Origin of the sequence: Bittarella massiliensis (ex Durand et al. 2017), assembly GCF_017566145.1 — a bacterium.
In the GTDB taxonomy this organism is placed as follows: Bacteria; Bacillota; Clostridia; order Oscillospirales; family Ruminococcaceae; genus Bittarella; species Bittarella massiliensis_A.
On sequence record NZ_JABFCL010000001.1, the window covers coordinates 425,018 to 451,016 of the forward strand.

At 61.6% G+C, this 25,999-nt stretch carries 27 protein-coding genes; 17 read left to right on the plus strand and 10 right to left on the minus strand.

Features of this window, described 5'->3' with window-relative positions:
• Nucleotides 1-30 precede the first annotated feature (30 nt).
• The 5 genes from HJY11_RS02025 to upp all read left to right on the plus strand — a co-directional run bounded on the left by HJY11_RS02025 (nucleotide 31) and on the right by upp (nucleotide 4,081).
• Nucleotides 31-1,698: a formate--tetrahydrofolate ligase gene (locus HJY11_RS02025; RefSeq protein ID WP_208074396.1), complete on the plus strand. Its 1,668-nt coding sequence runs from the start codon at nucleotides 31-33 to the stop codon at nucleotides 1,696-1,698.
• Nucleotides 1,699-1,713: 15 nt separating this feature from the next.
• Nucleotides 1,714-2,157 carry a tRNA (adenosine(37)-N6)-threonylcarbamoyltransferase complex ATPase subunit type 1 TsaE gene (gene tsaE / locus HJY11_RS02030; protein WP_208074397.1) on the plus strand — a complete coding sequence of 148 codons (444 nt, stop codon included), beginning with the start codon at nucleotides 1,714-1,716 and terminating at the stop codon, nucleotides 2,155-2,157.
• The gene (gene tsaB, locus HJY11_RS02035) at nucleotides 2,157-2,870 is read left to right on the plus strand and encodes a tRNA (adenosine(37)-N6)-threonylcarbamoyltransferase complex dimerization subunit type 1 TsaB (RefSeq protein WP_208074398.1); all 714 of its coding nucleotides are present in this window, start codon (nucleotides 2,157-2,159) and stop codon (nucleotides 2,868-2,870) included. The genes tsaE and tsaB overlap by 1 nt, the downstream gene beginning before the upstream one ends.
• Before the next feature lie 2 nt (nucleotides 2,871-2,872).
• On the plus strand, nucleotides 2,873-3,313 hold the full coding sequence (gene rpiB / locus HJY11_RS02040; RefSeq protein ID WP_208074399.1) for a ribose 5-phosphate isomerase B: 441 nt from the start codon (nucleotides 2,873-2,875) through the stop codon (nucleotides 3,311-3,313).
• A 135-nt stretch (nucleotides 3,314-3,448) separates the two neighbouring features.
• Nucleotides 3,449-4,081 carry a uracil phosphoribosyltransferase gene (gene upp, locus HJY11_RS02045; RefSeq protein ID WP_208074400.1) on the plus strand — a complete coding sequence of 211 codons (633 nt, stop codon included), beginning with the start codon at nucleotides 3,449-3,451 and terminating at the stop codon, nucleotides 4,079-4,081.
• A gap of 357 nt (nucleotides 4,082-4,438) precedes the next feature.
• Here upp and HJY11_RS02050 read toward each other — a convergent pair whose 3' ends face one another.
• Complete coding sequence (locus tag HJY11_RS02050) at nucleotides 4,439-4,765, minus strand: helix-turn-helix domain-containing protein (RefSeq protein ID WP_021659367.1); 327 nt, start codon at nucleotides 4,763-4,765, stop codon at nucleotides 4,439-4,441.
• A 194-nt stretch (nucleotides 4,766-4,959) separates the two neighbouring features.
• On the opposite strand from HJY11_RS02050, the gene HJY11_RS02055 reads away from it, so the two are divergent.
• Together HJY11_RS02055 and HJY11_RS02060 are read left to right on the plus strand one after the other, a co-directional pair.
• Nucleotides 4,960-5,205, plus strand: a complete 246-nt coding sequence (locus HJY11_RS02055) for a hypothetical protein (protein ID WP_208074401.1) — start codon at nucleotides 4,960-4,962, stop codon at nucleotides 5,203-5,205.
• Nucleotides 5,206-5,391: 186 nt separating this feature from the next.
• Complete coding sequence (locus HJY11_RS02060; protein ID WP_208074402.1) at nucleotides 5,392-5,940, plus strand: GNAT family N-acetyltransferase; 549 nt, start codon at nucleotides 5,392-5,394, stop codon at nucleotides 5,938-5,940.
• A 59-nt stretch (nucleotides 5,941-5,999) separates the two neighbouring features.
• On the opposite strand, the gene HJY11_RS02065 is transcribed toward HJY11_RS02060, so the two are convergent.
• Nucleotides 6,000-7,457, minus strand: coding sequence for a GntR family transcriptional regulator (locus tag HJY11_RS02065; RefSeq protein ID WP_208074403.1), 1,458 nt, complete (start codon nucleotides 7,455-7,457; stop codon nucleotides 6,000-6,002).
• Between the two features lie 212 nt (nucleotides 7,458-7,669).
• Between HJY11_RS02065 and HJY11_RS15585 the strand changes: the two genes are divergently transcribed.
• A complete protein-coding gene (locus HJY11_RS15585) occupies nucleotides 7,670-9,874 on the plus strand; it encodes a bifunctional diguanylate cyclase/phosphodiesterase (protein ID WP_208074404.1) in 2,205 nt (734 codons plus the stop codon).
• A gap of 59 nt (nucleotides 9,875-9,933) precedes the next feature.
• Here the strand turns inward: HJY11_RS15585 and HJY11_RS02075 are convergent, their stop codons facing one another.
• Together HJY11_RS02075 and HJY11_RS02080 are read right to left on the minus strand one after the other, a co-directional pair.
• Nucleotides 9,934-11,391 carry a nicotinate phosphoribosyltransferase gene (locus HJY11_RS02075; protein WP_208074405.1) on the minus strand — a complete coding sequence of 486 codons (1,458 nt, stop codon included), beginning with the start codon at nucleotides 11,389-11,391 and terminating at the stop codon, nucleotides 9,934-9,936.
• 183 nt (nucleotides 11,392-11,574) lie between these two features.
• Nucleotides 11,575-12,279 carry a peptidoglycan recognition protein family protein gene (locus HJY11_RS02080; protein WP_208074406.1) on the minus strand — a complete coding sequence of 235 codons (705 nt, stop codon included), beginning with the start codon at nucleotides 12,277-12,279 and terminating at the stop codon, nucleotides 11,575-11,577.
• Between the two features lie 206 nt (nucleotides 12,280-12,485).
• Here HJY11_RS02080 and HJY11_RS02085 point away from each other — a divergent pair, with 206 nt between their 5' ends.
• The 4 genes from HJY11_RS02085 to HJY11_RS02100 all read left to right on the plus strand — a co-directional run bounded on the left by HJY11_RS02085 (nucleotide 12,486) and on the right by HJY11_RS02100 (nucleotide 16,361).
• Complete coding sequence (locus HJY11_RS02085; protein ID WP_208074407.1) at nucleotides 12,486-13,469, plus strand: nucleoside hydrolase; 984 nt, start codon at nucleotides 12,486-12,488, stop codon at nucleotides 13,467-13,469.
• A gap of 196 nt (nucleotides 13,470-13,665) precedes the next feature.
• A complete protein-coding gene (locus HJY11_RS02090; protein WP_208074408.1) occupies nucleotides 13,666-14,256 on the plus strand; it encodes a recombinase family protein in 591 nt (196 codons plus the stop codon).
• A 232-nt stretch (nucleotides 14,257-14,488) separates the two neighbouring features.
• Nucleotides 14,489-14,740, plus strand: coding sequence for a hypothetical protein (locus tag HJY11_RS02095; protein ID WP_208074409.1), 252 nt, complete (start codon nucleotides 14,489-14,491; stop codon nucleotides 14,738-14,740).
• A gap of 430 nt (nucleotides 14,741-15,170) precedes the next feature.
• Entirely contained in the window at nucleotides 15,171-16,361 is a 1,191-nt protein-coding gene (locus HJY11_RS02100) for a cation diffusion facilitator family transporter (RefSeq protein ID WP_208074410.1), read from the plus strand.
• Nucleotides 16,362-16,474: 113 nt separating this feature from the next.
• Here the strand turns inward: HJY11_RS02100 and HJY11_RS02105 are convergent, their stop codons facing one another.
• Nucleotides 16,475-17,374: an EamA family transporter gene (locus tag HJY11_RS02105; RefSeq protein ID WP_208074411.1), complete on the minus strand. Its 900-nt coding sequence runs from the start codon at nucleotides 17,372-17,374 to the stop codon at nucleotides 16,475-16,477.
• 333 nt (nucleotides 17,375-17,707) lie between these two features.
• On the opposite strand from HJY11_RS02105, the gene HJY11_RS02110 reads away from it, so the two are divergent.
• Nucleotides 17,708-17,920 carry a hypothetical protein gene (locus HJY11_RS02110; RefSeq protein ID WP_208074412.1) on the plus strand — a complete coding sequence of 71 codons (213 nt, stop codon included), beginning with the start codon at nucleotides 17,708-17,710 and terminating at the stop codon, nucleotides 17,918-17,920.
• An 81-nt stretch (nucleotides 17,921-18,001) separates the two neighbouring features.
• A complete protein-coding gene (locus tag HJY11_RS02115) occupies nucleotides 18,002-18,394 on the plus strand; it encodes a pyridoxamine 5'-phosphate oxidase family protein (protein ID WP_208074413.1) in 393 nt (130 codons plus the stop codon).
• Nucleotides 18,395-18,458: 64 nt separating this feature from the next.
• Here the strand turns inward: HJY11_RS02115 and HJY11_RS02120 are convergent, their stop codons facing one another.
• Complete coding sequence (locus HJY11_RS02120; RefSeq protein WP_208074414.1) at nucleotides 18,459-18,806, minus strand: ASCH domain-containing protein; 348 nt, start codon at nucleotides 18,804-18,806, stop codon at nucleotides 18,459-18,461.
• A 62-nt stretch (nucleotides 18,807-18,868) separates the two neighbouring features.
• On the minus strand, nucleotides 18,869-19,324 hold the full coding sequence (locus HJY11_RS02125; protein WP_208074415.1) for a 3D domain-containing protein: 456 nt from the start codon (nucleotides 19,322-19,324) through the stop codon (nucleotides 18,869-18,871).
• Between the two features lie 223 nt (nucleotides 19,325-19,547).
• Here HJY11_RS02125 and HJY11_RS02130 point away from each other — a divergent pair, with 223 nt between their 5' ends.
• The gene (locus HJY11_RS02130) at nucleotides 19,548-19,970 is read left to right on the plus strand and encodes an Hsp20/alpha crystallin family protein (RefSeq protein WP_208074416.1); all 423 of its coding nucleotides are present in this window, start codon (nucleotides 19,548-19,550) and stop codon (nucleotides 19,968-19,970) included.
• Nucleotides 19,971-20,025: 55 nt separating this feature from the next.
• Here HJY11_RS02130 and HJY11_RS02135 read toward each other — a convergent pair whose 3' ends face one another.
• The gene (locus HJY11_RS02135; RefSeq protein WP_208074417.1) at nucleotides 20,026-20,604 is read right to left on the minus strand and encodes a rubrerythrin family protein; all 579 of its coding nucleotides are present in this window, start codon (nucleotides 20,602-20,604) and stop codon (nucleotides 20,026-20,028) included.
• A 143-nt stretch (nucleotides 20,605-20,747) separates the two neighbouring features.
• Here HJY11_RS02135 and HJY11_RS02140 point away from each other — a divergent pair, with 143 nt between their 5' ends.
• Nucleotides 20,748-20,894 carry a hypothetical protein gene (locus HJY11_RS02140; protein WP_208074418.1) on the plus strand — a complete coding sequence of 49 codons (147 nt, stop codon included), beginning with the start codon at nucleotides 20,748-20,750 and terminating at the stop codon, nucleotides 20,892-20,894.
• Nucleotides 20,895-20,965: 71 nt separating this feature from the next.
• On the opposite strand, the gene HJY11_RS02145 is transcribed toward HJY11_RS02140, so the two are convergent.
• Together HJY11_RS02145 and HJY11_RS02150 are read right to left on the minus strand one after the other, a co-directional pair.
• Entirely contained in the window at nucleotides 20,966-21,559 is a 594-nt protein-coding gene (locus HJY11_RS02145) for an RICIN domain-containing protein (protein WP_208074419.1), read from the minus strand.
• A gap of 508 nt (nucleotides 21,560-22,067) precedes the next feature.
• Entirely contained in the window at nucleotides 22,068-22,814 is a 747-nt protein-coding gene (locus tag HJY11_RS02150; RefSeq protein WP_208074420.1) for a YaaA family protein, read from the minus strand.
• Between the two features lie 496 nt (nucleotides 22,815-23,310).
• Here HJY11_RS02150 and mgtA point away from each other — a divergent pair, with 496 nt between their 5' ends.
• Entirely contained in the window at nucleotides 23,311-25,959 is a 2,649-nt protein-coding gene (mgtA, locus tag HJY11_RS02155; protein ID WP_208074421.1) for a magnesium-translocating P-type ATPase, read from the plus strand.
• The last annotated feature ends 40 nt before the right edge of the window (nucleotides 25,960-25,999 follow it).

Below are 25,999 nucleotides of genomic sequence, written 5' to 3' on the forward strand. Positions count from 1 at the left end.
GCCGGGCGGGTGAAAAGGGGGAAACACACTGTGAAAAGCGACATCGAGATCGCCTTGGAATGCGAGATGAAACCCATTGTCCGGCTGGCCGGGGAACTGGGCATCAAAGAGGAGGAGCTGGAGCCCTACGGCCACTACAAGGCCAAGTTGGGCCAACCCCTGATCGACCGGCTGGACGACCGGCCCGACGGCAAACTGGTGCTGGTGACTGCCATCAACCCCACCCCTGCGGGGGAGGGCAAGACCACCACCACCGTTGGGTTGGGCGAAGCCATGCAGAAGTTGGGCAAAAACTGCGTCATCGCCCTGCGGGAGCCCTCCCTGGGGCCGGTGTTCGGGGTGAAGGGCGGGGCCGCCGGTGGCGGCTACGCCCAGGTGGTGCCGATGGAGGACATCAACCTCCATTTCACCGGCGACATGCACGCCATCACCGCAGCCAACAACCTGATCTGTGCGGCGGTGGACAACCACATCCAACAGGGCAACCCCCTGGGGATCGACCCCCGGCGCGTCACCTTCAAACGGGCCATGGACATGAACGACCGCGCCCTGCGAAACATCGTGGTGGGACTGGGCGGCCCCCTGTCAGGGGTGCCCCGGCAGGACGGGTTTCTCATCTCGGTAGCCAGCGAGATCATGGCCATCCTCTGCCTGGCCGACGACCTGAAGGACCTGAAGGAGCGCATCGGCCGGATTCTGGTGGGCTACACCTACGACCGGCGGCCGGTGTACGTGCGGGATTTGGAGATCAGCGGCGCGGTGACCTGCCTGCTCAAAGACGCCGTCAACCCCAACCTGGTGCAGACGCTGGAGGGCAGCCCCGCCATCCTCCACGGGGGGCCCTTTGCCAACATCGCCCACGGCTGCAACTCGGTTCGGGCCACCCGTCTGGCCCTCAAACTGGGGGATTACTGCATCACCGAGGCGGGCTTTGGCTCTGACCTGGGGGCCGAGAAGTTTTTGGACATCAAGTGCCGGGCCGCGGGCCTGGCCCCCAGCGCCATCGTGGTGGTGGCCACGGTGCGGGCCCTCAAGTACAACGGCGGGGTGAAAAAGGGCGATCTGGCCCTGGAAAATCCGGGTGCGGTGCGGGCAGGGCTGCCCAACCTGCAGGCCCACCTGGAAAACATGCGCAAATACGGGGTGCCGGTGGTGGCGGCCATCAACCACTTTGCCGGCGACTTTGACAGCGAGGTGGCCGAGGTGACCCGCTGCCTCGAGGAGATGGAGGTCCCCTACGCCCTGTCGGACGTCTTTTCCCGGGGCGGCGCGGGCGGGGTGGAGCTGGCACAGCTGGTCTGCCGGGCCTGCGAGGAGCCGGGGCAGTTTGCCCCCCTCTACGACACCTCCCTCCCCATTGAGGAGAAGATCGGCGCCATCGCCCGGGAAATCTACGGCGCCGCCGGGGTGGAGTACACCTCCGCCGCCCGGCAGCAGATGCGCCAGATCGAGCAGCTGGGGCGGGACGACCTGCCCGTCTGCATCGCCAAGACCCAGTACTCCCTCTCGGACGACCCCAAAAAGCTGGGGCGGCCCCAGGGCTTTACCCTGCAGGTCAAAGAGGTGCGCCTCTCCTCGGGGGCGGGGTTCCTGGTGGCTTTGGCGGGGGACATTATGACCATGCCCGGGCTGCCGCCGCGGCCCGCCGCCTGCCAGATCGACATTGACGAGGACGGCCGGATCACCGGCCTGTTTTAAAGGGGGAACGTGCCAATGACATCCTACCTTTCCCACAGCGTGGCCGAGACCGAGGCCTTTGCCGCCCGGCTGGCCGCCCACCTCCGCCCGGGGGACGTGGTGGCCTACCGGGGCGGGATGGGGGCGGGCAAGACCGCCTTTACCCGGGGGCTGGCCGCCGGGCTGGGGGTGCACGGGGAGATCAGCTCCCCCACCTTCGCCATCGTCAACGAGTACCGGGGGCCGGTCAACCTCTACCACTTTGACATGTACCGGGTGTTGGACATCGACGACGTGGAGACCACCGGCTTCTTTGACTACCTGGAGCGGGGGGACAGCATCCTGGCGGTGGAGTGGAGCGAGAATGTGGAGGCCATCCTCCCCCCGGAGGCCATCACCGTGACCATCGAACCGGAGGGTGAGGACTGCCGCCGGATCACGGTGGAAAACCTGCAAATTGACAAGAGGAGGGGAAACTGATGCGGATTTTGGGGCTGGACTGTTCGGCCAAATCCGCCTCCTGCGCAGTGGTGGAGGAGGGGATTATCCTGGCCGAGAGCTTTGTCAACACCAAACTGACCCACAGCGAGACCCTGCTGCCCATGATCGACGGGATGCTCCAGGCGGCTAAAATCGACTTGCACTCCGTCGATCTGCTGGCGGTGACCCACGGGCCGGGCAGCTTCACCGGGCTGCGCATCGGCGCGGCGGCCATCAAGGGCCTCTGCGCCGGGGCCGGGCTGCCCTGCGTGGGGATCTCCACCCTGGAGGCGACCGCCTACAACCTGGCCCACGAGCGCGGCTATCTGGTCCCCTGCATGGACGCCCGGCGAAACCAGGTCTACACCGCCACCTTCCTCGCCGATGGAAGCGGCGCGATAAAGCGGGTGAGCGAGGACGAAGCGGTGGCCGCCGAGGAGGCGCTGCGGTTTTGCAGCGACGAAAAAATGCCCATTTTCCTACTTGGAGACGGCGGGCGGATGTGCTATACTATTTACAATGGAAACGCGCGGGTGCGCCTGGCGCCCCCCCACCTGCTTTCCACCAGGGGAAGCGCTGTGGCCGCCTGTGCCGCCGCACCGGAAAACCGGCTGCGGGCAGGGGACGGGGCGGCGCTGGCCCTGCACTACATACGCCTCTCCCAGGCCCAGCGCGAGCGGCAGGAGCGGCAGAGACTAAACGGAGGAATGTGAATATGTTAGCCATCGGTTGCGATCACGGCGGATACGACCTGAAAGAAGAAGTCAAAAAGCATTTGGACGAGCGCGGCATCGAGTACATCGACTGCGGCTGCAACGGGGAGAGCGTGGATTACCCGGTGATCGCCAGCGAGACCTGCGCCCACATCACCTCCGGCGAGTGCGAGATGGGACTGCTGTTTTGCGGCACCGGTATCGGCATCTCCATTGCCGCCAACAAGACCCCCGGTATCCGGGCGGCCTGCTGCTCCGACTATTACAGCGCCAAGTACACCCGCATGCACAACAACGCCAACGTGCTGTGCATGGGGGGACGGGTCATTTCCTCCGGCCTGGCCTGTGAGCTGGTCGACGTGTTTCTCGACACCGCCTTTGAGGGCGGCCGCCACCAGCGCCGGATCGACATGCTCACCGAGCTGGACAAGAAAAAGCAATAAATTCCCAAGGGGGTGGGAAGGCGGAGGCTGCCGACAGCCCCCCTTTCCCACCCTCCCTTTGCACCAACGCACATCCGGCGGCCGGGCAGCCCCCGCAAAGCCGCCTTTGAGACAAATACAAGGAGGATCTTTCAAATGGCAAAAGAACCATTCATCATGGATCACCCCCTGATCCAGCACAAGATTTCCCTGCTGCGGGACAAGAACACCAGCACCAAGGAGTTTCGCGAGCTCATCAGCGAGATCGCCATGCTCATGTGTTACGAGGCCACCCGCGACCTGCCCCTGAAGGCCGTGGAGATCGAGACCCCCATCGCCACCGCCAAGGCCCACATCATCGCCGGGCGGAAAATTGCCTTTGTCCCCATCCTCCGGGCCGGCCTGGGGATGGTGGACGGCATCCTCAACCTCGTCCCCTCGGCCAAGATCGGCCACGTGGGCCTCTACCGCGACCCCGAGACCCTCAAGCCGGTGGAGTACTACTGCAAGATGCCCACCGACATCGGCGAGCGGGACGTGATCGTCCTCGACCCGATGCTGGCCACCGGCGGCTCGGCCATTGACGCCATCCACCTGGTGAAGAAATACGGCCCCCGCTCGGTCAAGTTCATGTGCGTCATCGCCGCGCCGGAGGGGCTTGCCGCTTTGCAGGAAGCCCACCCCGACGTGGAGATCTACGTGGGCGCCCTGGATGAGCGCCTCAACGAGAACAGCTACATTGTCCCCGGCCTCGGCGACGCCGGCGACCGGATTTTCGGCACCAAGTAAATATTCCCCGGCGAAAAGAGAGGGTCCCTTTGTCACGGCAAAAAGGGGCCCTCTCTTTCCCTCTTTTTGGGGGATGTTCCCCCGCTGCCCTACCGCTAAAAATCGCGCAAGGGGGAGGAGCGGGCAGTTCTCCCCGACCGGGGCGCCGTCCGCCTCTCTGACAGCCGTGACAAGCAAAACCACACTCTGGAGATGAATCTCCTCTTTGCCGGCGGGACTTCTTTGCCAGTTGGGACATGCCAACGCCCACTGTCTCTGTGCCGGTTGCCTCTGCCAACCACCCGGCCGATGGCGATCGACATACAAAAAACCCTCTCCAGCCCGGCCGCGGGTCAGAGAGGTTTTTTTCTTGCCCTGTCATTTTTGGAGGATGTAGAAGATGTATTGTTCCACCTCCGCCAACTGGCGGCGGGAACAGCTCCGGATCAGGGAGGCCACCTCCTCCGCCCGGCCGGGGTAAGAAAAGGCCAAAGAATCGCCCAACAGCAGGTCCGGCGGTACCTGTAGGCAGTTGCTGATCTTGACAAAGGTCTGAAGTGTGGGGATGGAATGGGCGCACTCGATATTGCTGATGTGTTTCTGGGTCAACTCCACCAGGTTGGCCAGCTCCTCCTGAGTCAGTCCCCGCCGCTTTCTAAAATAGCGGATGCGCCGGCCAAGGCCGGCGTAATCTACCTTCTCCACCTTATCACTCCTTCTTTAACAGGGTATCGAAATGGCGGCGAGTTGTTAACCCAATTGGAAAAGAGATACTCTTTACAATTACTAAAACTTGTGATTTAATAATGGTATATACTTTTTAGAGTGGATAAAATCGCAAATTTTTACAGGGTAATTGTCCCTGTTTTGGAAAAACATCTTGAAGGAGGCGTTGGTAAATGGCGTCGTTGGGTCTTTTGGACACCGCTGCGGAGTTTTGCGGCACCTACCTGTCTGAACTGCGTCGAGGCACCACCAGACAACAGGTCATTCCCTACCTGCTGCAAATTCCGGATGACCGCTATCCCCTTGACGAGTGGAACGACGCCCTTGCCTACCTGATGGGAGCGGATGACCCCTGCCCCAGCGTGGCAGCCGTCAAAGATCGACTGGCGGCCTCTCTCTGCCAACCACCCCGCCGCTGACCAATCAAAGGCCCCCTGCCTGTCGACGGTCGCTCGCAGGGGCGTCTTTTTTGTGGGCAAAAGCGATACCTTCGAGAGGAGGTACCGTCCCCTCGGCATTTTTCCGCCAACCGCACGCGGGAACGGCAGCTAGTCCTCACCATTGGCCTTTGGCTCGACGTCCATCTTTTAAGGAGGTAGAAAAGCGTGCTCATCGCCCCGCAGACAATCCACCTAAAAGACGGTCGGGAGTGCCTGTTGCGCTTCCCCCTGGCAGAGGACGCCGAAGCCGTGTTGGCCCATCTTCGACAAACGTCGGCAGAGACCGATTTCATGGCCCGCTACCCCGATGAGATCGCCCAAACCGCCGCGGAGGAGGCCGCCCTTTTGCGGCGGCAGGCAGAGGACCCCCTCGCCCTGATGGCGGCTGCCTTTGTGGGCGGCCAACTGGCCGCCAATGCCGGCCTTTCCCCCGTCGCCCGACTGGACAAGTACCGCCACCGGGCGGAATTCGGCATCTCGGTCAAAGAGGCGTTTTGGGGACAGGGCATCGGCTCCGCACTGTTGCCGGTCGTCATCGAGGCCGCCCGCGCCGCCGGCTATCTGCAGATCGAGCTGGAAGTAGTGGCTGAAAATCGGCGGGCGGCCGCCCTTTACAGGCGCTTTGGCTTTCAAAACTACGGGGTGCGGGAGCGGTCCTTCCGCTTTCGCGACGGCAGCTTTTGTGCCGAAAGGCTGATGATCTTGCAGCTGTGAGCGGCAATCCAAATGAAAAAAGAGAGGTGGCCAACGCCGCCTCTCTTTTTTCCACTATTTTAGGGCAGAGCGATCTCGGCGGCGCCCGGAAGGCCCGCCTCGATGAACCGCTGCCGCGCCCGTTCGAGGATCAAACGGTAACAGTCTGTCAGCTTCTGGGCAAACAACGCTTCCTCTCCCGCCTGCAGGGCGTTTGCCGCCTCGGCGCAGAGGTGAAAGACAGCCCGTATATTGTGTTGCGCCCGCCGCCCCTGCAGGTAGAGCAAAAAGGCTCCCCGCTGGAGCAGCCGGTTGATCTGTTCCACAATCTGCCTCAAGGACGCCAGGGGGATGGCCTTGATGACAGCGGCGATCAAAGGAGTGAGGGGGTCATCCCCTCCCCCTTTTGCCGCCTTTACCACCTGCTGGGCCACCCCCCTCTCCATGTGGGAAAAGGCCAGATGAGCCACCCGGGGCAGCACCAGCACCATGAACTGCATCCCCTGCAGATAGAGGAGGGTGTCCCGTCGGTTTCCCGCCTGGGAGACGCTCTCCTCGCTCAGCCGCATTCTCTCCAGGGTGATCTGGGTACCCCGGCCGTTGTACACCTCCACCAACCCCAGCTGTCGCAGCATCTCCAGCGCCTGACGGATGGTGGAGAGGGAGACCCGATAGCGCTCTGCCAAAACCGCAGCGGGGGGCAAAAAGTCACCGTCAGCATAGGTTCCTGTGCGGATGCTCTCCAGCAGGTCCCGCCCGATCTCGGTGTAGGTGCAAACCCGCCCTTTCTCCGCATCCCAGCGAAAGAAGCGGGCGGGGTCCTCCTTCACCTGGGGGTAATCGGCAGCCAAATCCCGCAGATACCGCCCCACCTGGTCGCCAATCTCCCGGTACATCTGGGCAAAGCACCGGTCCACCTGGTCTGGCAACCCCTCTACCAAAACCGCAAAAACGGTGGAAAAACCGGCAGGGTTGTGGCGAACTGCCTCCAAATAGGGGTTCGGATACCCCTCAAAGACCGGCACTTTGGTATAGAGTTCCATACTGGAATAGAGCTCGTTCAGAAGGGGGCTGCCACAGTGACAAAGGAGTTGGTGCAGCACTGCGGAGGAGGCCTGCCAGTTCCCCTCGGGGGAATTGCCGCTCGCCTTTTGGTAACTGTTCCGCAGCTGCCGCAGCGCCCGCTCGCCACAGCAGCGCGCCCCAAAGGAAAAGATGGGCGGGGTCAGGGCAGCCAGCGTCTGGTACATCTCCATCACCGAGGAGCGCCGCTCCAGCAGAGCGCGAATGGCTCGCTGGTTTTCCCGGCTGACATCCTCTCTGTAAATCACCACCGCACAGCGGCGCTCCTCGGTTCTAATGTACCCCTCTTCGCGCAGAGCGGCCAACACGTCCCGCACCGTGCGAATGCCCACTCGGTAGCGCTCACAGAGCTTTTTCGCCGATGGCAGCGACTCCCCGTGGCCAATATGGCCGGTCTCGATCTCCTCTACAAGCACCCCGTGCAGATAGGAAAACAGCGTCGTTTTCTCCAACATACCCCTTCCCCCCTCCTCAATATACCCCTTTAGTATAGCACAAAGAAAGCCATAGCTATATGGATACGTATACAAATATGACCTTGTTTTATACCCCGCATTTGCTATAATGGTAAAAGCGATTTTCTTTCTGTGTACGTACACAGAAAGGTTAAGCTTTTTTCTATTTGTCAAAGTTGCGTTGTCATTTTGTAATCAGGAGGATAAGCGCTGTGCAGAGACGGAAAAAACAGCTCTCGCCAAAGGTTCGTCGGTGGGCACTGATCGCGGCGGCCGCCCTTTTGGTGGGGATCGGGGTGGTCGCCGTTTGGAACGCGGTGGCGCTGCGCCAGGCCGTGGACCGTCGCACCCAGCAGTACCTGGAAGATGTATCCAGCCAATCTGCCCAGCTCATCCGCTCCCGCGTAGACGGCGCCATGAACCAGCTCGCCCTCGTTGCCGAGGACCTGGCTTCGGGGGCCATCGCCCCAAATGCGCTGCACAACCGCGCTGCTCTAACGAACTTTGATGAATTGGCGGTGGTCGGCCCGGAGGGCGGAACCCCCTTTTCCGACGCCTTTCCCGTCAATTTGGGCGAATTGCCCGCCTTTCAGAGCGCCCTCAACGGCACGCGCGTCTTCTGCCCCCTTCCAGAAAAAGACGGCTTTCTCTACCTGATCCCCCTCGCCGACGGGCAGGGCAGCGGGGTGTTGGCCGGCGTCAAATCGGACGCGAAGATGCGCGCCATCATCGACAACGGCTGTTTTAACGGGCAGGGGAGCACCTGCATCCTCGACAGCAGCGGGACCATTCTCGTCTCCCCCACCCAACGGCCCTTTTCCGTACTCATTGCCGCCACCGACTACTCCGGCTCGGAGGTGTGGGCCCAGAAGATGCGGCAGGACCTACAGCAGAGCCAGGCGGGCAGCATTGTCTTCCCCACCGGCGATGGAAAGGAAGTTTTGCTGGATTACCGGCCCATTGGCGACTATGGGATATACGTGGCCACCCTTATCCCCCGCGACCTCATCGCCGCAGAGGTGGAGCTCCACGCCAGGCAGGCCGTCGGCTTTGCCGTGGGGGTGGCCGTTCTGCTGGCCCTGTTGGGGGCGGCAGGGGTGGTCTTCCAGCACCAAACCCAGGCTCAAATGAGACAGGTCGTCTTTTCGGACCCGGTTACCGGCGGGCACAACAACGCCTACTTCCTCTGGGAAGGAGAACGGCTGATCCGCCAGAAGCCGGCGGGGGGATGGGCGGTGGTCGCCCTGAACCTAAAGGACTTTCGCCTGATCAACGAGGTCAAGGGCGAGAAGGTTGGCGACGCCCTCCTCGCCCAGGTGTATCACACCCTTTTGCAGCAGCTGGGCGAAGGGGAGTTGGCGGCCCGCGGTGAGGGGGATACCTTTTATCTGCTGGTGCGCAGCCCTCAAGACCAGTTGGCAGCCAGGATGGAGGACTTTTCTGCCCAATTGCGGGCGATCAACACCGCCATGGGCTTTCTTCGGGTGAGTCAGGGCGGCTGTTCTGTCGATCCCGCCGCCCCCGATTTGAGCGCTGCCGAGCGCAGGGCCAATCTGGCCCGCAAAACGGTTGTCGCAGAATATCCCAGCAGCGCCGCTCTCTTTGACGCCCCGTTTGCCGCCCGCCAACAGGAGGAGATCGAGCGCCTGAAGGAGCTGGAGCAGGCCTTTGCCAGGGAAGAGTTCTGCATCTACTTGCAGCCCAAATACCGGCAGAGGGACGGCCGCCCAGAGGTGGCCGGAGCCGAGGCCCTGGTGCGCTGGGTCCATCCGAGGCGCGGGCTGATCCCCCCAGGTGAATTCATCCCCCTCTGCGAGCGCACCGGACTGATCCGCCAGCTGGACCTGCTGGTTTTTGAAAAGGTCTGCCTGCTGCTCAAAAGGTGGGCGGAGCAGGGGTTGGCGGAGGTGCCGGTATCGGTCAATGTCTCCCGCCAGCACATGAAGACCGCCCGCTTTTTGGACAATTACCGCAATATTCTGCAGCGCACCGGCGCCGACGCCCGCTGCCTCGAACTGGAGCTGACCGAAAATGTCCTCTTCACCACCCGGGAGATCGGCGAGGCGCGGGATCTGATCGGGCACATCCACCAGTTGGGAATGCGCTGCTCGCTGGACGACTTTGGAGCGGGCTACTCCTCCCTGGGGCTGCTCAAGGACCTGCCGGTGGACACCCTCAAACTGGACCGGCAGTTCTTCGTCGGCAGCCTGGACTCTCCCCGCTCCCAGGCAGTGATCCGCTCCATCCTCTCGCTGGCCAAGACGCTGAACATCGAATCGGTGGCCGAGGGGATCGAGGAAGAGGGACAAGCGGCCTTCCTCTGGGAGGCTGGTTGTGACTTGATCCAGGGCTACCTCTACGCCCCACCCCTGCCGACTGCCGCCTTTGAGGCGCTTTTGCCCCCCTCCGACAACTGAAAAGAGCCCGCCGGAGAGTTGCTCCAGCGGGCTCTTTTCATCGGTTAAATGCCCCCTTGTCAGAAGGTGTTGACCTTCTCCAGCAGATCGCGCTTCATCTGCCACAGGCGGGGGGAGAGATCGACATAGTAGCGGTGGGGATTTTCAAACCGCTTGACCTCTTCCCAGAGGTGATCCACCTGTTCCAAGCAGTAGTTTTGCAGCTGCTGCAGGGAGAGGGGGGTGTAGAGGGACCGGCCCCCGGCAAAGACCTGCTCCAACACCGGCACCGCATAGACGTTTTCGAGGGTCTGCTTTTTCCAGGTGGCGTTGGGGTCGAAGATGGTGATGGGCTTTGAGGTGTCCACCTCCTCGCCGAACTCGGTCACATAGTCGGCGATGGCTTGATGGGTATCCTTGTCGAAAAAGCGCCAGACCTGTTTGAAACCGGGGTTGGTGATCTTCTCCACCGTCTCGGAAATCTTGATTTTGGGAATGTAGTGGTCCCCTTCCTGGATGGCGACCAGCTTGTAGACCCCGCCGAAGACCGGGTCGGATTTGCTGGTGATGAGGTTCTCCCCCACCCCAAAGGAGTCCACCTTGGCCCCCTGGGTGATCAGGTCGCGAATGATGTACTCGTCCAGCGAGTTGCTGGCCACGATCTTGCAGTCGGTGAGCCCGGCCTCGTCGAGCATTTTGCGGGCCTTTTTCGAGAGGTAAGCGATGTCGCCCGAATCGATGCGGATGCCCGCCGGCCGGTAGCCCCGGGGGATGACCACCTCGTTAAAGACCTTGATGGCGTTGGGGATGCCCGACTTGATGACGTTGTAGGTGTCCACCAGCAGGGTGCAGCTGTCGGGGTAGATCTCGGCATAGGTCCGAAACGCCTCGTACTCCGAGTCAAACATCTGCACCCAGCTGTGGGCCATGGTGCCGGTGGCGGGGATGTGGTAGTCCCGGTCGGCAATGGTGCAGGCGGTGGCGGCGCAGCCGCCGATATAGGCGGCTCGCGCCCCCAAAATGGCGCCGTCATAGCTCTGGGCGCGGCGGGAGCCAAACTCCATCACCGGCCGGCCGGCGGCGGCCCGCACCACCCGGTTGGCCTTGGTGGCCAGCAGCGACTGGTGGTTAACGGTCAATAAAACCATGGTCTCCACCAGCTGGGCCTGGATCACCGGGCCCCGCACAATGACCACCGGCTCGCCGGGGAAGACCGGCTCCCCCTCCTTGGCGGCCCAGACATCGCAGGTGAAGCGAAAGTGCAGCAGATAGTCGAGGAACGCCTCGCTAAAGATGTGCTTGCCCCGCAGGTAGTCCACGTCCTCCTGGGTGAAGCGGAGGTTGTTCATGTACTCCACCAACTGCTCCAGTCCGGCAAAGATGGCGTAGCCCCCACCGTCGGGGATTTTGCGGAAGAACATATCAAAGACGCCGATCTTGTCGTCCATCCCGCTCTCCAGATAGCCGTTGGACATGGTCAGTTCGTAGAAATCGGTGAGCATGGTCAAGTTGCGCTCGTTTTGCAGATCCAGACCCATTTTGCGGTCCTCTCCTTTTTGGGCCGCCCGGTTTATCCGCCCCCGGCAGCCAGTTTCATATTTTCGATCCCTCCCCCATTGGGGGAACAAGTGGCCGCCCTTGGCAGATTGCACAGAAGCTCTTTCCACCTTGCAAATGCACGGCCGCTTTTCTCTTTATTATAGCACAGAGGGCGGGGGTTGTCATCCTGCCCGGCAGTCCTCCACCCTCTGCAAAAAGGCATCCCAGCCGCTGGTATCCCGCATGATCTGGGGGCAGTTTTTCTCCATAAAGTCGTGGTGCTGCTTGATATTTTCGATCCCCAGCCCATAGTAGTCCAGCAGGTAGGCGGTCAGCTTGGCGGCGTTGTCCACCGCCTGGGCGTAGTCGCCGTCGTCATTGACGCAGATCTCCACCCCGATGCCGCACTGATTCCCCCCGCCGGCGGTCAGCTTGTCGCCGGCGTGCCAGCCCACCTCGTCGTCGGGCAGGTGGTGGTAGATCTGGTGGTCGTCCACCGTGTAGTGCCAGGAGAGGGTGCTCTCCACCGATTTTTTCTGTATGTACTCGCTGTGGCGCTGGGCGTCCGCCCCCTCTGCGTGATTGGCCGTCTCGTGGATGACCACCCACTTGATCTCCCGCTTGATGCCCGGGCGGCCGGCATTCCCTTCGGGGATAAACTCCTCGGTCACCGGGATGCCGGCGATGGTCTGGGCACGGGAGGGCTCCACCGGCTGCCGGTACCGGCAGCGGGAGAGAATCAGAAGTCCCCCCAACAGCACAGCCAGAAGCCCGAAGAGGAGCGGGCGCAGGGGGAGATGCCTGTCCCGCCCCCGGGGGCGGGGACGGGGGCGAGAAATTTTTTTGGTCGGCGGCCTTCGCCGAATGGCAGATGGGGGCAATTTCACACTTCCTCTCACATTGCTCTCATTTACTAGAGTATACACCATCTCCCCCAAAAATTCTTGACGACTTTCTTTCCGTCCGCCCTCCGGGGGCTTCCTTTTTTTGGGAGACATCTGTCCTTGGCAAACGGCGCATTTGGCGCTACACTGATAGCAAAAGAGCGGGGGGCCGCGCGCCGGCCACCCCCACTACTGGAGGAATCGAGCCAATGGATAAGAAGAAAGTGATCTTAGACGTGGACACCGGCAGCGATGACGCCGTTGCCATCATGACCGCCCTGCTCTCCCCCGAGTTGGAGGTGCTGGGCATCTGTACCGTCAACGGCAACCGCTGCATCGAGATGACCACCGAAAACACCCTGCGGGTGGTGGAATACCTGGGCAGCGACGTGCCGGTCTTCAAGGGATGCCACCTGCCTTTGGTCAGTTCCCTGACCCCCGGCCGTCGACCCCACATGCCCTTCACCGGCCAGGAGGATCCGGAGGAGAATGTCCACAGCGACTACCTGGACTACCTGCCCGCCGCCACCATTCAGCCCCAGCGGCAAAACGCCGTCAGCTGGCTGGTGGACACCCTGATGGCCTCGGATGGGGACATCACCCTGATCCCGGTGGGCCCGCTGACCAACATTGCCGCCGCCATCCGCATTCAGCCCGAAATCGTGGAAAAGATCGGGGAGATCGTCATCATGGGCGGCGCCTACGAGTACGGCAACATCACCCCCGCCGCCGAGTTCAACATCTGGATCGACCCTGAGGCCGCCAAGATCGTGCTGGACTGCGGCGCCAAGATCACCCTGGTCCCCCTGGACGCCACCCACCGCGCCTGCATCTCCCTGGGCGAGTGCGACCAGCTCGACGCCATGAACACCCGCGCCTCCAAGGCCACCTCGGAATTTGCCCGCTACCGCATCAAGGGCTACCGGGTCTTTCAGCCCATGGAGCAGGACGACTGGGGCCCCATTCACGACGCCCTGGCCGTGGCCGCGGTCATCGACCCCACCGTCCTCAAAGACGTGCGTCAGCTCTATGTGGATGTGGATTTCTCCGGCGGTTTTGCCGACGGCATGACCATCTGCGACGTGAACACCCGCGACAAAAAGGCCCGCAAGAACTGTGCGATCGCCCTGAACGCCGACCGGGAGAAATTTGTCTCCCTGGTGATGCGCGCCATGGAGCGCTCGCCCAAATAACACCTCTCGTTAAAAAACACCTCTCCGACAGTGCGGAGAGGTGTTTTTTTAACCTAAAATTTTCCTTTTATTGCGGGGCGGTGGAAAAGCCTTTGCGGTTTTCACAAGTCGTGAAACTTGTCGAAAAAAGGGGTTTGTACCGCCTCTATCTCCTGTATGATGCTTAAGGAAGACTATCTACTAGGAGGTAATAAAAATGAATACATTCGCCTATGTGCGGGTCTCCTCCCGCGACCAAAACGAAGACCGGCAGCTGATCGCCATGCAGGAATTCGGCGTGCCGAAGACCCACATCTACACCGATAAACAGAGCGGCAAGGACTTTAATCGCCCCAGCTACCAGCGGCTGATGCGCCGCCTCAAGCCCGGCGATCTCCTGGTGATCAAGTCCATCGACCGGCTGGGGCGCAATTACGACGAGATCATTCAGCAGTGGCGGGAGATCACCAAGCGAAAACAGGTGGACATCGCCGTGCTGGATATGCCCCTGCTCAACACCCGGCAGGGCGACCGGGACCTCACCGGCGTCTTTATCTCTGACCTGGTACTGCAGATCCTCTCCTATGTGGCCCAGACCGAGCGGGAGAACATCCGCCAGCGGCAGCGGGAGGGGATCGACGCGGCCAAGCGAAAGGGGGTCGCCTTCGGCCGGCCGCGAAAACCCATCCCCCCCGATTTCCCTCTGCTCAAGCGGCAGTGGCAGGGCGGCGCCATCAGTTCCCGCGAGGCGGCCAAGCGTCTCGGCGTCTCGCAGGACACCTTTCTGCGCTGGACCCGGGAACACTGAAGAGAAACAAACAGTTGGAAATTTTTATAAAAAGAAATGGTAGACAATTTCTTTCGCTGTCGGTATAATGGAAGATGTGCAAAAGGCGCTTCAAAAGACATGTTTTCCTGTAAAAGTTGGTATTTTTTAGGTTCCTTTTGAGGAACATTTTACCGCATTATGGGCAGGTGTGGCCGGTTGTGGCGCGAAAGGTAAAGTCTGCTATATCGAGCAGCAGAGGGAGGGGACGACTTTGCCGAAAGACCTGTTGGAAGAGCTGGCGGACAGCCTTCACTGCACCTATCTGTCCGACCTGCACCGGGCAGACCTGCGAACACTTCTGCCGGATGCTGTCGCGCGGATACCCGCCTCTGCCCACCCCCTGCAGGAGTGGAACGACGCCGTTCTCTACCTTTCGGAGGGGGGCGCAGAGCCGTTTGACGATCCGGAACAGGCCAGGGCCTTTCTCCAACAGCCCCCCTCTCCCCCCCTCCAGACACAGTGACTATTGGCCCGCGCAAAAGTTCCCGGACGAGGGTCGTCCGGGGCTTTTTTAATGGGGATGATCCCTCCGCCATCGGACAGAAGCGCCTGCTGAAGGGGCTGCTCTTCCCATTTGGGCCCCTTCTTCTCCCCTCCTGCCGCTGCGGTTATGGCGCGGCGACGGATGGCTGGATCCGCCACCGGCCGCCCCGAAACCCGGTAGAGCCAAGATCGAGAGCCCTCTCCACCCCTTCTGGTGCAGGCCGCGCCCACCTTCCCTTTTCGCTTCAACCGAGGCGGGAGGCAGATGCCCCCGAGAGAAGCTTGTTTTCTGCCGCCGGATGCGGTAAAATAAATGGGCATTTTTATCACCGGCACCAAAGCGCGCCAAGGGAGCCTGGGACCCATCCCCCGGCTTTTCTGCGGCAATTTTTTAGAAAGGGGGCGGTGATATGGCCTCTCTGCTGGTCAAGGCCTTTGTGCGGGACTGCGAACAGGTGGGGGATACCCGGGTTCGAGCCCGCTACGGCACCCTCTCCGGCGCGGTGGGCATCGCTGCCAATGTTTTGCTCTTCGCCGCCAAATTGGCGGTGGGCACCCTGGCGGGAAGTGTCTCCATTGTGGCCGACGCGGTGAACAACCTCTCCGATGCGGGCAGCTCCATCATCAGCCTGCTGGGCTTTAAAATTTCTGAAAAACCGGCGGACCGAGACCACCCCTTCGGCCATGGGCGCACCGAGTATGTGGCCGGGCTCATCATTGCCTTTTTGATCCTGCTGCTGGGCTTTGAGCTGGGGCGCACCTCGCTGGATAAAGTCCTCCACCCCGCCCCGGTGGAGACCTCGGCGGTGACGCTGGCGGTGCTGGCCGGCTCCATCGCCTGCAAGGTATGGCTGTGGTCTTTTAACCGGCGCATCGGCAAAGCCATCTCCTCCACCACCATCCTCGCCACCGCGCAGGACAGCCTCAACGATGTGGTCGCCACCTCGGCGGTGTTGGCGGCGTCGGTGGTCTCCCTGCTGACCCCCCTGAACCTGGACGGATACATGGGGCTGGCGGTGGCGGCCTTCATCCTCTTCTCCGGGTACGGGGTGGCCAAGGACACCCTGGGGCCCCTGCTGGGACAGGCCCCCGACAGCGCCCTGGTGAGTGAGATCTCCCGCAAGGTCCTCTCCCACCCGCAGGTGCTGGGCATCCACGACCTGATGGTGCACAACTACGGCCCAGGCCGGACCTTTGCCTCCCTCCACGCCGAGGTGGACAGTTCCGCCGACATCCTGCAGAGCCACGATCTCATCGACAACATCGAAAAGGACCTGGCCCAGGAGATGGGAATTCAGATGGTCATTCACATGGACCCCATCGTCACCAACAACGACACCGTCAACACCCTGCGGCAGACGGTTCTGGAGTGCGTGCAGCGCGTCCGGCCCGACTTGAGCATCCACGACTTTCGCGCGGTGCTGGGCGAGACCCACAGCAACCTGATCTTCGACGTGATGGTGCCGGTGGACTGCCCGGTGAAAAACCACGATCTCTGCACCCAGATCGAGGCGCAGTTGCGGGAAATCGATCCCCGCTACAACGCCGTCATCACGGTGGATCGGGGCTACCAGGTGGACTACGGCGAGCGCCGCGAGTAAACGCCAAAAAACAGCCCTCTGGCCGAGAAAAAGCACCCGGCGGGAAAAAATCCCGCCGAGTGCTTTTGACTTGCTATACCTCCATTTTGGAGGCCTCTGGAAGGTGCAGTCGATCAGGCGTCAAAAAAGCCGAGGATCGCCATCCCCACCCCTGCCATGGCGATGAGGGCGTAGTGTTTGGCCGTGAGCTTTTCCTTGAGGAAAAGCCGGCTCCAGACCACGCTGAGCAGGCAGTAGCTGCTGATGACCGGCGCGGCGATGATGGGGTTGGCGCCGATGGCGAAGACGTAGAAGTACTGCCCCACCGTCTCGCAGAGGGCGGCGGCCATCTTGGGCTTCTCGTCCCAGACCACTAGCTTCTGCTTTTTGACGATCACCACGTAGACGAAAGCGCAGATCGCCAGGAAGAGGAAGGTGAACTCATAGGCCATGTTGGCCTGCTCCTCGGCGATCACGGTGTCCAGCAGCAGGGCGTCGGCAAAGGTGCCCAAACCGTCGATGATGCAGTAGAGGATGGGGAAGAGGACGGCGACGATGCTGCGGGTGTACTTCTTGTCCGGCGAGAGGGCCGCTTCCCGCCGCAGTTGGTCGTCCCGCCGCTTTTCGAGCAGGCTCAGCAGGAAGACCGCCAAGCAGATGAGAAAGACGGCGAAAAACTGAATGCCGTTCATGGTCTGCTTTAAAAAGACAAAGCAGAGGAGGGCCGCCACCGCCCCGGAGGAGTTGCAGATGGGGCTGGAGATGGACAGCTCGATGTAGCGCAGCCCCACATAGCCAAAGATCATGGCCAGAATGTAGAGGAAGCTGGCGGGCAGGTAGGTGATGATGTCCCGCGGCGAAAAGGGGGTGCCGGTGGCGAGGAGGTAGATGGCGTGGACGCCCATCACCAGCCCCACGGCCATCACCATCTTCCAGTGGCTGTACTTGTCAGAGGGCTTGGAACCCATTTTGCTAAAGAGGTCGGAACCGCTCCACCCGAGCAGCGCCAACATAGAAAACCAAAACCAAGTCATTGTATCCAATCATCCTTTTGCACAATTTGCCGCCGACAAAACGGCCGGTCGCTGCGAAAGGGGCGGTCGCTCACCGCAGCGCGGCGGCTCCCCGCGGGGGCGGCCTGCGGGGAAAGCGGTGGGCAATGCTGTCCCAGCAGCCCACGTGGGGGCAAAACGAAACGGGTTTCACAGTGCATTGTCCTTTCTGCGCGGCCCGCGGGCCCGCCTGATGATCTGCTTTCACACAAAGCGGTTTATTGTATCACGGCGGGGCGCGCCCCGTCAAGACAGGGTATAAAAAGACCGGTCAGAGCCCATACTCCTCCCAAATCAAAAGGAGGCGTTTTGCAAATGTCTGAAATCAAGAGAAATACCGACCCCCTCGCCGAGCTGCCGGAGGGGCTGGGGATGGCCCTGGCCCGCAACTTTCCCGCCATGGAGCGCTTCGGTTCCCTGCCGGAGGCGGCCAAGCGCCAGATCGTCGAGCGCACCCACCAAATTGGCTCCAAGCAGGAGATGGCCGCCTTTGTCCAGCAGATCGCCGAGGGAAAAACCGGCTTTTAAGGCCCCTTGCAAAAACCGTCCAAACCGTGTACCATGGGGGTGTGGCAGAGATTGCCAACACAAAATTGGGGAGGTCTTTCCATGCGTGAAATTGTCTCTTTTCTGCAAGATGCCGGCGCTTTCTTTCTGGCCACCGATGAGGGCGGCCAGCCCCGGGTGCGGCCCTTCGGCTCGGTGATGGAGTTTGAGGGGAAGCTGTTTTTCTGCACCGAAAACACCAAGGCCGTGTACCGCCAGCTGGCGGCCAATCCCAAATGCGAAATCTGCGCCCTCAAGGGGGAGGAGTGGCTGCGCCTGTGCGGAAAGGCCGTCTTTGTAGATGACAAGGCCGCCAAAGAGGCCATGTTTGCCGCCGACCCCGCCCTGGACGCCATCTACGGCACCCCCGAAAACCCCGAGTACGTGGTCTTTTATCTGGACGGGCTGACCGCCCTGCTCTACCCCGAGGAGGGGGAGCCCGCCAAACTGCTGTAATTTGCCACAGATAAAAAAAGCAGAGCCGCCCCGCCGGGCGCTCTGCTTTTTTGCTTTTGTCCCCTTACAGCTTCTCCAACAGCCGCATCTTGATGGCCACCACCCCGGCCGCCTCTTCCTGCACGGGGGTGTAGTACTGGTAAATGCCCGCCATCTTCTTCTCCAGACTGTCCGCCGGGCCGCAGCGGCCGTAGTCCAGATCGGAAAAGAGGGCGCGAAAGGTGGGATAGCGCAACAGCCCCTCCACCCGCACCACCAGCCGGCGGCTGCGCTCGGCAAAGTCGGTGAACACAATCTCGTCCCCCAGCTGCAAATCCCAGGTCTCCCGGTCGTACAGCCGCAATTCAAACTCCTTTGAACCGTTTAAAATATTTCCAAACGCCTTGGGGTTGATGTCCAGTTGACGGCGCATCGCGCGTCCCCCTCTTCTCTTTTTTCAAAGCATACCACAACCGGCAGGCTTTGAAAAGAGGGTCACTGCACCAACCAGACCCGGCGGTGCTGCACCCCAAACGAGAGGGCTTCGCCGTGCCGCTCCACCGCCAGGTCGATGGTCTGGCCGCGAATGGCGCTGCCGGTGTCCTGCGCCTTGCGAAAGCCGATCCCCTCAATATAGAGGGTGGAGCCCAGAGGGATGACCTCGGGATCCACCGCCACTGTCACCCCCGCGCAGACCGGGTCGCCGCTGCGGGTGGTGTCCGAGCCGCCGCAGATGTGCGCATAGCGCTCGGTACAGTAGGCACAGAGGGCAAATTCCCCCAGCTCCTCCGCCGCAAAGGGGACGGCAAAGTCCCTCTCCCCTGCCGCAGGGAGATGGGCGGAGACAGCCGCGCAGGGGCGGGCGGTCAGTGCCCCCACCACCCCATTGCCACCGGTGAGGAGGAAGGGGGAGAAAGCGCAGAACAACAGCGCTACAAACCGTCGTTTCACAGCGCGTCCACCTGCCTTTTTGCATTTTAGCAATCCATTTATTAGATTGCTAATCATTTTAAAATTGTTCATATTTCATCCCTTGATTTGTCACAAACCCGCAGTATACTGCAGTTGTAAGGAAGAGAAAGAGGGGATTTCCAATGGGACACAACCGAATGTGACCCCTAAAATGGAGTCCGAAAACCCGTTCACAGCAAAACGAGAAATGGAGGAATTGACAATGTTTGAACTCATGCCTTTTGGGACCATCCGCAACAACCCGTTCCACGAGCTGGACAAATTGGAAAAACAGCTGTTTGGCGATTTCGGCAGCGACTTTTCCCAATTTCGCACCGACATCATCGAAAAACCGGACAGGTATATTTTAAAAGCCGACCTGCCGGGGTTTGAGAAAAACGACATCAAGGTGGACCTCAAGGGCGACACCTTGACCATCACCGCCCAACACGACGAGTCCAAAGAGGACCGCCACGGCAACTATCTGCGAAAAGAGCGCAGAAGCGGCTCTTACACCAGAAGCTTCAGCGTCGCCGGCATCCAGGCCGACAGCATTGACGCCGAGTACAAGCACGGGGTGCTGACCGTCACCCTGCCCAAAGAGCCCACCATCACACCCCCGTCCCACCAGATCGAAATTCGCTAGTGTTCCCGCAAGGGGCCGCACCACAGGGCGCGGCCCCTTTTTCTCGCGCGCCCGCTCAGCCCTCTCCCCCGCCGGACCGTGCAAAGCCCCTCTGTCCGCCGCCGCAGAGAGGACAGGTTTGGGGCGGGGCGCAACCGTAGACGGGAAAGCCACAGCGCTGGCAGCGCCAACCGCGCGCCTCCCTCGCCCGCAGGAGGGTCCCCCCCTCGGCCTGGGCGGCCAGCTGCCCAAAGCGATCGCCGTGGGTCTTCTCCACCGAGGAAACCGCCAGGAAGAGGGCTGCCGCCTGCAAAAATCCCTCGTCCCGGGCAATCTGGGAGAGGGCGGCATAGAGCTCCCACTCCCGGTACTCGTCCTCCTGCGCGTCCCGCAGAGAGGCGCCCAGGTCGCCGCTGTGCACCGGGTAGGCGGCAATGATCTCGATCTGGCTGCCCGCCAGTGGGCCCAGCAGCCGGTAGAAGGCGCAGGCGTGGGCCTCCTCCTCTTTGGCCGTTTGATGAAAAGCCCGGCAGACGGGCAGCCAGCCCTCACTCTCGGCTCTGCCGGCCGCCATCAGGTAACGGGTGCGCGCCTGACACTCGCCGGCAAAGGCGCGCATCAAAAGTTCTTTTGTCTTGCTGCCCTGTAGCCTCAAAAAAGAAGCCCCCTCTCGTTTTGCTGCTTTGAGTATGGGAATTTTTTGCGGGGGTATGCACAAAGAGAGTGGCCGCCGGAATAACCCGACGGCTGGCGGCGCAGACTAGCAGTACAGCGCCATTTGACAAGGAGGATTGGGAGATGAACGAATTCACCGCACACTTGAGCGAGGACAGCTACTTTGCCGGACTGCCCAAACTGATTCAGGAGACCATCAAGCAGACGGGGATCGAGTTTTCCTCGCAGGAGGAACTGCGCCAGTACGCGGAAAAACTGATGGACCGCTAGGCGGGTTCACTGCACAAAAAAGCGGGGAGGCCCAATGGGCCTCCCCGCCTTTTGTCGCGGTGTGAAAAGCGCTACTTCTCTTCGGTTTTGGGAGCCGCCTTTTTGGCGGCGGTTTTTTTGGCAGCCGGTTTCTTGGCCGGCGCCTTCTTGGCGGCGGGCTTTTTGGCCGCCGTCTTAGAGGCGGTCTTGGAGGTGCGGGTCACCGTCTTTTTAGCGGGGGTCACATCGGTGATGAGCCAGGCCTGGTTGTCGCCGCCCACGTCGTCCCAAATCTGCAGCTGGGCGCCGTCGCACTTGGCCATGTCGACAATGTCGATGCACTTGCCAGTCTGCTTGGACTTGATGCGCACCAGGTTCTCGCCGATCTCCTCTAAAAACCAGAGCTGGTTGTCGCCGCCGGCGAACTCCCACTGGTGCAGGCGGGTGCCGTTGTCGGTGCCGCCCATCTCCACATCCAGGCACTTGCCGGTGCCCTTGTTGATGATCTTGTAAAAGCGCCCCTCTTTTTTAAACTGCCACTGCTGCTCTTTGGCGGTGCCCACCTCGGCCAGGTAGATGGCCTCGCGGCCCTCGCCGGCGGCCTCGATCGCTTTGGCGCTGTCTTTGGCGGTAATGGTGTAGACCTTGGTGGCGGTCAGTTTCAAACTTGTCTCTTTTGCTGGCATGGTGTTGGCTCCTTCTCTCCAAATAGTCGTCTCATTTATAAACCGGCGGCAGGAATCGTCGACAGAACAATACTATGTATAAAGGCAAGACTGCCGGTAATATCGTGTAATCAGTATACCATTTTTTGAAAAAAAGGCAAATTTTTCGCTTTGCAAAGCGGTTTTTCCCCCATTTGCCCCCTGTTTTCCGGCCGCAAAGGGGGGCGAAGTCCGTCGATAAAGGAGGTCTTTCTCCACCTCTTCCCCAAAAACTCTATACCTGTTCCCACGCAATTGGACAGATGCACAATTTTTCTCAAAGCTTCTCTGCTTTCTTGACCTGGCGCCAAAAAGGTACACCGCAGAAGGGGTGTCAAAACCAGTTCTCCCAAACCGTCAAGAAAGGGGCGCCGGGAGCCGCAACATAGCCCAGGGCAGCCCCATGCACCCGCTTCTTCGGGGAGAGTGCCTCCTCCGGCAAGGAGAGCCCCCGAAAACAGGGCTGGTTCCGCGTGGATCCAGCCCTGTTTTACAGCCCCTTGGCAAAGGTGTAGGTTCTCTCCCCCGACAGCTGGGGCAGAAACTGGTAGCCGTCCTCACAGAAATCCCGGACGGCGCGCGGGTCTGTCAGCCGGTGTTTGACCAGGTATCGCGCCATCCTCCCCCGGGCCATCTTCGCCTCGGTGGGGAGGCATTTGAGCTCCCGCCCCCGGCGCACCAAAAACCGGCAGGTGATCCACTCCTCCCTGCCACCCAGGTGGGGGGCTATGGCGCGGGCATATTCTCCAGACGCCAGGTTGAGCACCGGCTCACCCCCCTCAAAGAGGGCCTTTGCCAACCGGTCGCCCCAGTGGGCATAGAGGTCGCGGCTCGCTCCTACCGGCAGCTTGCAGCCCATCTCCAGCCGGTAGGGGGCCACCCCGTCGCAGGGGGCCAGCAGGCCGTAGAGGCCGCTGCCGATGCGCAAGCAGGCATCGGCAAAGGCCAGTTCTTCACCCGTAAAATCCTCGGGGGCCAGGTACCTGTACTGCAGCCCCACATAGGCAAAGAGGGCGGGGGCCAGGGGCCGCTCCACCCCAAACTCCTGGTAGAGGGAAAATGCCTGCAGCCCCAGCTTGGGGCTGATTTTCATCAAGCTCTCCAGCTGCCAGGGGGCCAACTGGCGCAAATGCTCCGCCAGTTGAGCGGCGTCGGCGGCAAAGCGGGGGGAGCGCAGGGGCGCATCTGGGCGGTTGTAGGGGCGCATCTGCTTGGCTGGGGATAAAAAAGCCCGCATCGCTCTCCCCTCCTCTCTCCAAATTTCTTTTCAGTGTACCACAGATCGGGGGCGCACGCCAGTCCAAAACAGGACTTCATCTGCTCTCCCGCTCGGCGGTCAAGGCGGCAAACACCTCATCCTCCCTACCCGAAATACCCAAAATTCCCCTTTTTAAGCCTCTGCCTTCGTGGCAATTGGCCCTTGTTTTCCGCCCCCCGGAGGCCGTATAATGGGAGGACCAAAAGGGGGCGCAGAGACAGGCGCCCCCATATACTGTGCACGCCAGGAGGTGAGAGAGAATGCGCGTTCGAAGGTGGAGGGACAAATCGGCCGAACCCGACTGCCCTCCGGGGCAAATCGCCCTGTGTGCCGCTGTGCGGCCTCTCCCCTCCCATTTCCGGTGAGGAGGCGCGCGATCTGTCACCCGGGCGGCAAAAAAAGAAACCGTTTCGTTCGGCCCTGTTCATCCAACTCTACATTTTTGGCAACACTGAGATGGAGAGGATGATACAAGATGTTTCTGCAAAAACACAGCGGCGCCGGTTCCAACCGCGCCGTCCAAAAACGCCGGGCCAGCGAGGAGCTGCTGCGCCCCTACGCCCGCTGCACCGGGGAGGAAGCCCTCGCATTGCAGGGCAGCAGCCCCCGCGGTCTCTCGGCCACTTCCGCCGCCGAGAGATTGGAGGAGCGCGGCCCCAACCGCATTCGCAGCGAGGCGCGCCACGGCCTTCTCTACCGGCTGGGGCAGGCCTTTGTCAACCCCTTTAACCTGGTTTTGCTGTTGGTGGCGGCCATCACCTTTGTCACCGACGTGCTCATCTCAAGGAGCGGCGATATCACCACCGTCGTCATTGTGCTGGCTCTGGTGGGGCTGTCGGGTCTGGTCTCCTTTGTGCAGGGCGAGCGCTCGGGCAAGGCTGCGGCCGCCCTGCAGTCGATGATCTCCAACCAAGTCGAGGTGGTGCGGGAGGGCGAGACCCGCTCCATCCCCATCGACCAGGTGGTGCCGGGGGATATAGTCCGCCTTTCGGCGGGGGACATCATCCCTGGGGATGTCCGTTTTCTCGCCGCCAAGGACGCCTTTCTCTCCCAGGCGGCCCTCACCGGGGAATCGGCCCCAGTGGAGAAGTTTGCCCAGCTGTCCGGGGGCGAAGAGAGGGCCCTCACCGACCTGGGAGACCTGGGCTTTATGGGTTCCAACATGATCAGCGGCAGCGCCACCGCCCTGGTGTTGGCCACCGGGAACGACACCTATTTCGGCTCCATGGCCCAGAGCCTGTCGGGCGACCGGGCCAAAAACAGCTTTGAGCGGGGGGTGGACGGGGTCAGCCGGCTGCTCATCCGCTTCATGTTGGCGATGGTGCCGGTGATCTTTCTGATCAACGGCTTCACCAAGGGGGATTGGGGCAGCGCCCTTCTTTTCGCCGTCACCATTGCCGTGGGCCTCACCCCCGAAATGCTGCCCATGATCATGACCTCTACCCTGGCCAAAGGGGCGGTGGCCATGTCCAAGCACCAGACCATCGTCAAGACCCTCAGCTCGATTCAGACCTTCGGCGAGATGGATGTGCTCTGCACCGACAAGACCGGCACCCTCACCGAGGACCGGATCGTACTGGAAAAATACATGGACGTGCGGGGCGGGGATGACCTGCGCATCCTCCGCCACGCCTACCTCAACAGCGCCTTTCAGACCGGGCTCAAAAACCTCATCGATCTGGCCATCATCGGCCGCGCCGGGGAAAACGGCCTCTCCCCGCTGCTGGAGGGCTACACCCGGGTGGATGAAATCCCCTTTGACTTCAGCCGCCGGCGGATGAGCGTGGTGCTGTCTGATGGCAGCGGCAAGCGGCAGCTCATCACCAAAGGGGCGGTGGAGGAGGTGCTCTCGATCTGCGCCTTTGCCGAGCTGGACGGGGCGATCCTCCCCCTGGCCCCCGCGGTGCGAGAGACGGCCCTCGCCGTCTGCGCCGCCCACAGCGCCGAGGGGTTGCGGATGATTGCCGTCGCCCAGAAAAATGAACTCCCCCCGGCCGAAACCTTCTCGGTGGCCGACGAGGAGGAAATGGTGCTGCTGGGCTTCATCGGCTTTCTCGACCCGCCCAAGGAGAGCAGCCGGGCGGCTGTCGCCGCCCTGCGCCAACACGGGGTGCGCACGGTGGTTCTCACCGGGGACAGCGAGGGGGTGGCCGTCAAGGTCTGCAGCAAGGTGGGGATCGACACCGGCCACCGGCTCACCGGCGCCCAGGTGGAGGAGATGGACGACAGCGCCCTGGACGAGGCCGTGGGGCGCTGCCAGCTCTTCTCTAAACTCTCCCCTCTGCAAAAAAGCCGGGTGGTGGAGGCCTTTCAGCGCGCCGGGCACACGGTGGGCTACATGGGCGACGGCATCAACGACGCCCCGGCCATGCGCCAGGCCGACGTGGGCATCTCGGTGGACAGCGCCGTGGACATCGCCAAAGAGACCGCCGACATCATCCTGCTGAAAAAGGATTTGATGGTCTTGGAAGAGGGGGTGCTGGAGGGGCGGCGCACCTTCGGCAACATCGTCAAATACATCAAGATGGCCGCCAGCGGCAACTTCGGCAACATGATCTCGGTGATGGTGGCCAGCCTCTTTCTCCCCTTCCTCCCCCTGTTGCCGGTGCACATTCTCATCCAAAACCTCCTCTGCGACTTCGCCCAGCTGGGCATCCCCTTTGACCGGGTGGACACCTCCTACCTCCGCTCCCCCCGCCGCTGGGAGACCGGCACCATCCAGCGCTTTATGCTGATCATGGGGCCTCTCAGTTCGCTGTTTGACATCGGCCTCTACCTGCTGCTCTGGTTCTGGCTGGGGGCGAATACGGCGGGGCTGGCCCCCCTCTTTCAGTGCGGCTGCTTTGTCTTTGGCACCCTGTCGCAGATCGCGGTGGTGCACATGATCCGCACCGCCCGCATCCCCTTTTTGCAGAGCAGGGCCGCCCTGCCCTTGGCCCTCTCCACCGGGGTGGTGGGGGCCGTGGCTCTCTTTTTGGGATTTGGGCCGGCGGCTGCGGCCATCGACCTGCGCCCCCTGCCCCTGGCCTTCCTCCCCTGTCTGGCCCTGCTTCTGGGCGGCTACTGCGCGGCCTCCCAGCTGGTCAAGCGGCTCTATATCAAGCGCTGGGGCGAATGGCTGTAGGCCCGGCAGATAAAACAGACCAAAAAAGGCCTGGAAAACC

Excerpts from the sequence above, each read along its gene's own strand:
- tsaE (WP_208074397.1), top strand. The coding sequence starts at position 1,714 with ATGACATCCTACCTTTCCCACAGCGTGGCCGAGACCGAGGCCTTTGCC.
- tsaB (WP_208074398.1), top strand. The coding sequence starts at position 2,157 with ATGCGGATTTTGGGGCTGGACTGTTCGGCCAAATCCGCCTCCTGCGCA.
- rpiB (WP_208074399.1), top strand. The coding sequence starts at position 2,873 with ATGTTAGCCATCGGTTGCGATCACGGCGGATACGACCTGAAAGAAGAA.
- upp (WP_208074400.1), top strand. The coding sequence starts at position 3,449 with ATGGCAAAAGAACCATTCATCATGGATCACCCCCTGATCCAGCACAAG.
- HJY11_RS02055 (WP_208074401.1), top strand. The coding sequence starts at position 4,960 with ATGGCGTCGTTGGGTCTTTTGGACACCGCTGCGGAGTTTTGCGGCACC.
- HJY11_RS02065 (WP_208074403.1), bottom strand. The coding sequence starts at position 7,457 with ATGTTGGAGAAAACGACGCTGTTTTCCTATCTGCACGGGGTGCTTGTA.
- HJY11_RS02075 (WP_208074405.1), bottom strand. The coding sequence starts at position 11,391 with ATGGGTCTGGATCTGCAAAACGAGCGCAACTTGACCATGCTCACCGAT.
- HJY11_RS02085 (WP_208074407.1), top strand. The coding sequence starts at position 12,486 with ATGGATAAGAAGAAAGTGATCTTAGACGTGGACACCGGCAGCGATGAC.
- HJY11_RS02090 (WP_208074408.1), top strand. The coding sequence starts at position 13,666 with ATGAATACATTCGCCTATGTGCGGGTCTCCTCCCGCGACCAAAACGAA.
- HJY11_RS02100 (WP_208074410.1), top strand. The coding sequence starts at position 15,171 with ATGGCCTCTCTGCTGGTCAAGGCCTTTGTGCGGGACTGCGAACAGGTG.
- HJY11_RS02105 (WP_208074411.1), bottom strand. The coding sequence starts at position 17,374 with ATGACTTGGTTTTGGTTTTCTATGTTGGCGCTGCTCGGGTGGAGCGGT.
- HJY11_RS02110 (WP_208074412.1), top strand. The coding sequence starts at position 17,708 with ATGTCTGAAATCAAGAGAAATACCGACCCCCTCGCCGAGCTGCCGGAG.
- HJY11_RS02115 (WP_208074413.1), top strand. The coding sequence starts at position 18,002 with ATGCGTGAAATTGTCTCTTTTCTGCAAGATGCCGGCGCTTTCTTTCTG.
- HJY11_RS02120 (WP_208074414.1), bottom strand. The coding sequence starts at position 18,806 with ATGCGCCGTCAACTGGACATCAACCCCAAGGCGTTTGGAAATATTTTA.
- HJY11_RS02130 (WP_208074416.1), top strand. The coding sequence starts at position 19,548 with ATGTTTGAACTCATGCCTTTTGGGACCATCCGCAACAACCCGTTCCAC.
- HJY11_RS02140 (WP_208074418.1), top strand. The coding sequence starts at position 20,748 with ATGAACGAATTCACCGCACACTTGAGCGAGGACAGCTACTTTGCCGGA.
- HJY11_RS02145 (WP_208074419.1), bottom strand. The coding sequence starts at position 21,559 with ATGCCAGCAAAAGAGACAAGTTTGAAACTGACCGCCACCAAGGTCTAC.
- HJY11_RS02150 (WP_208074420.1), bottom strand. The coding sequence starts at position 22,814 with ATGCGGGCTTTTTTATCCCCAGCCAAGCAGATGCGCCCCTACAACCGC.
- mgtA (WP_208074421.1), top strand. The coding sequence starts at position 23,311 with ATGTTTCTGCAAAAACACAGCGGCGCCGGTTCCAACCGCGCCGTCCAA.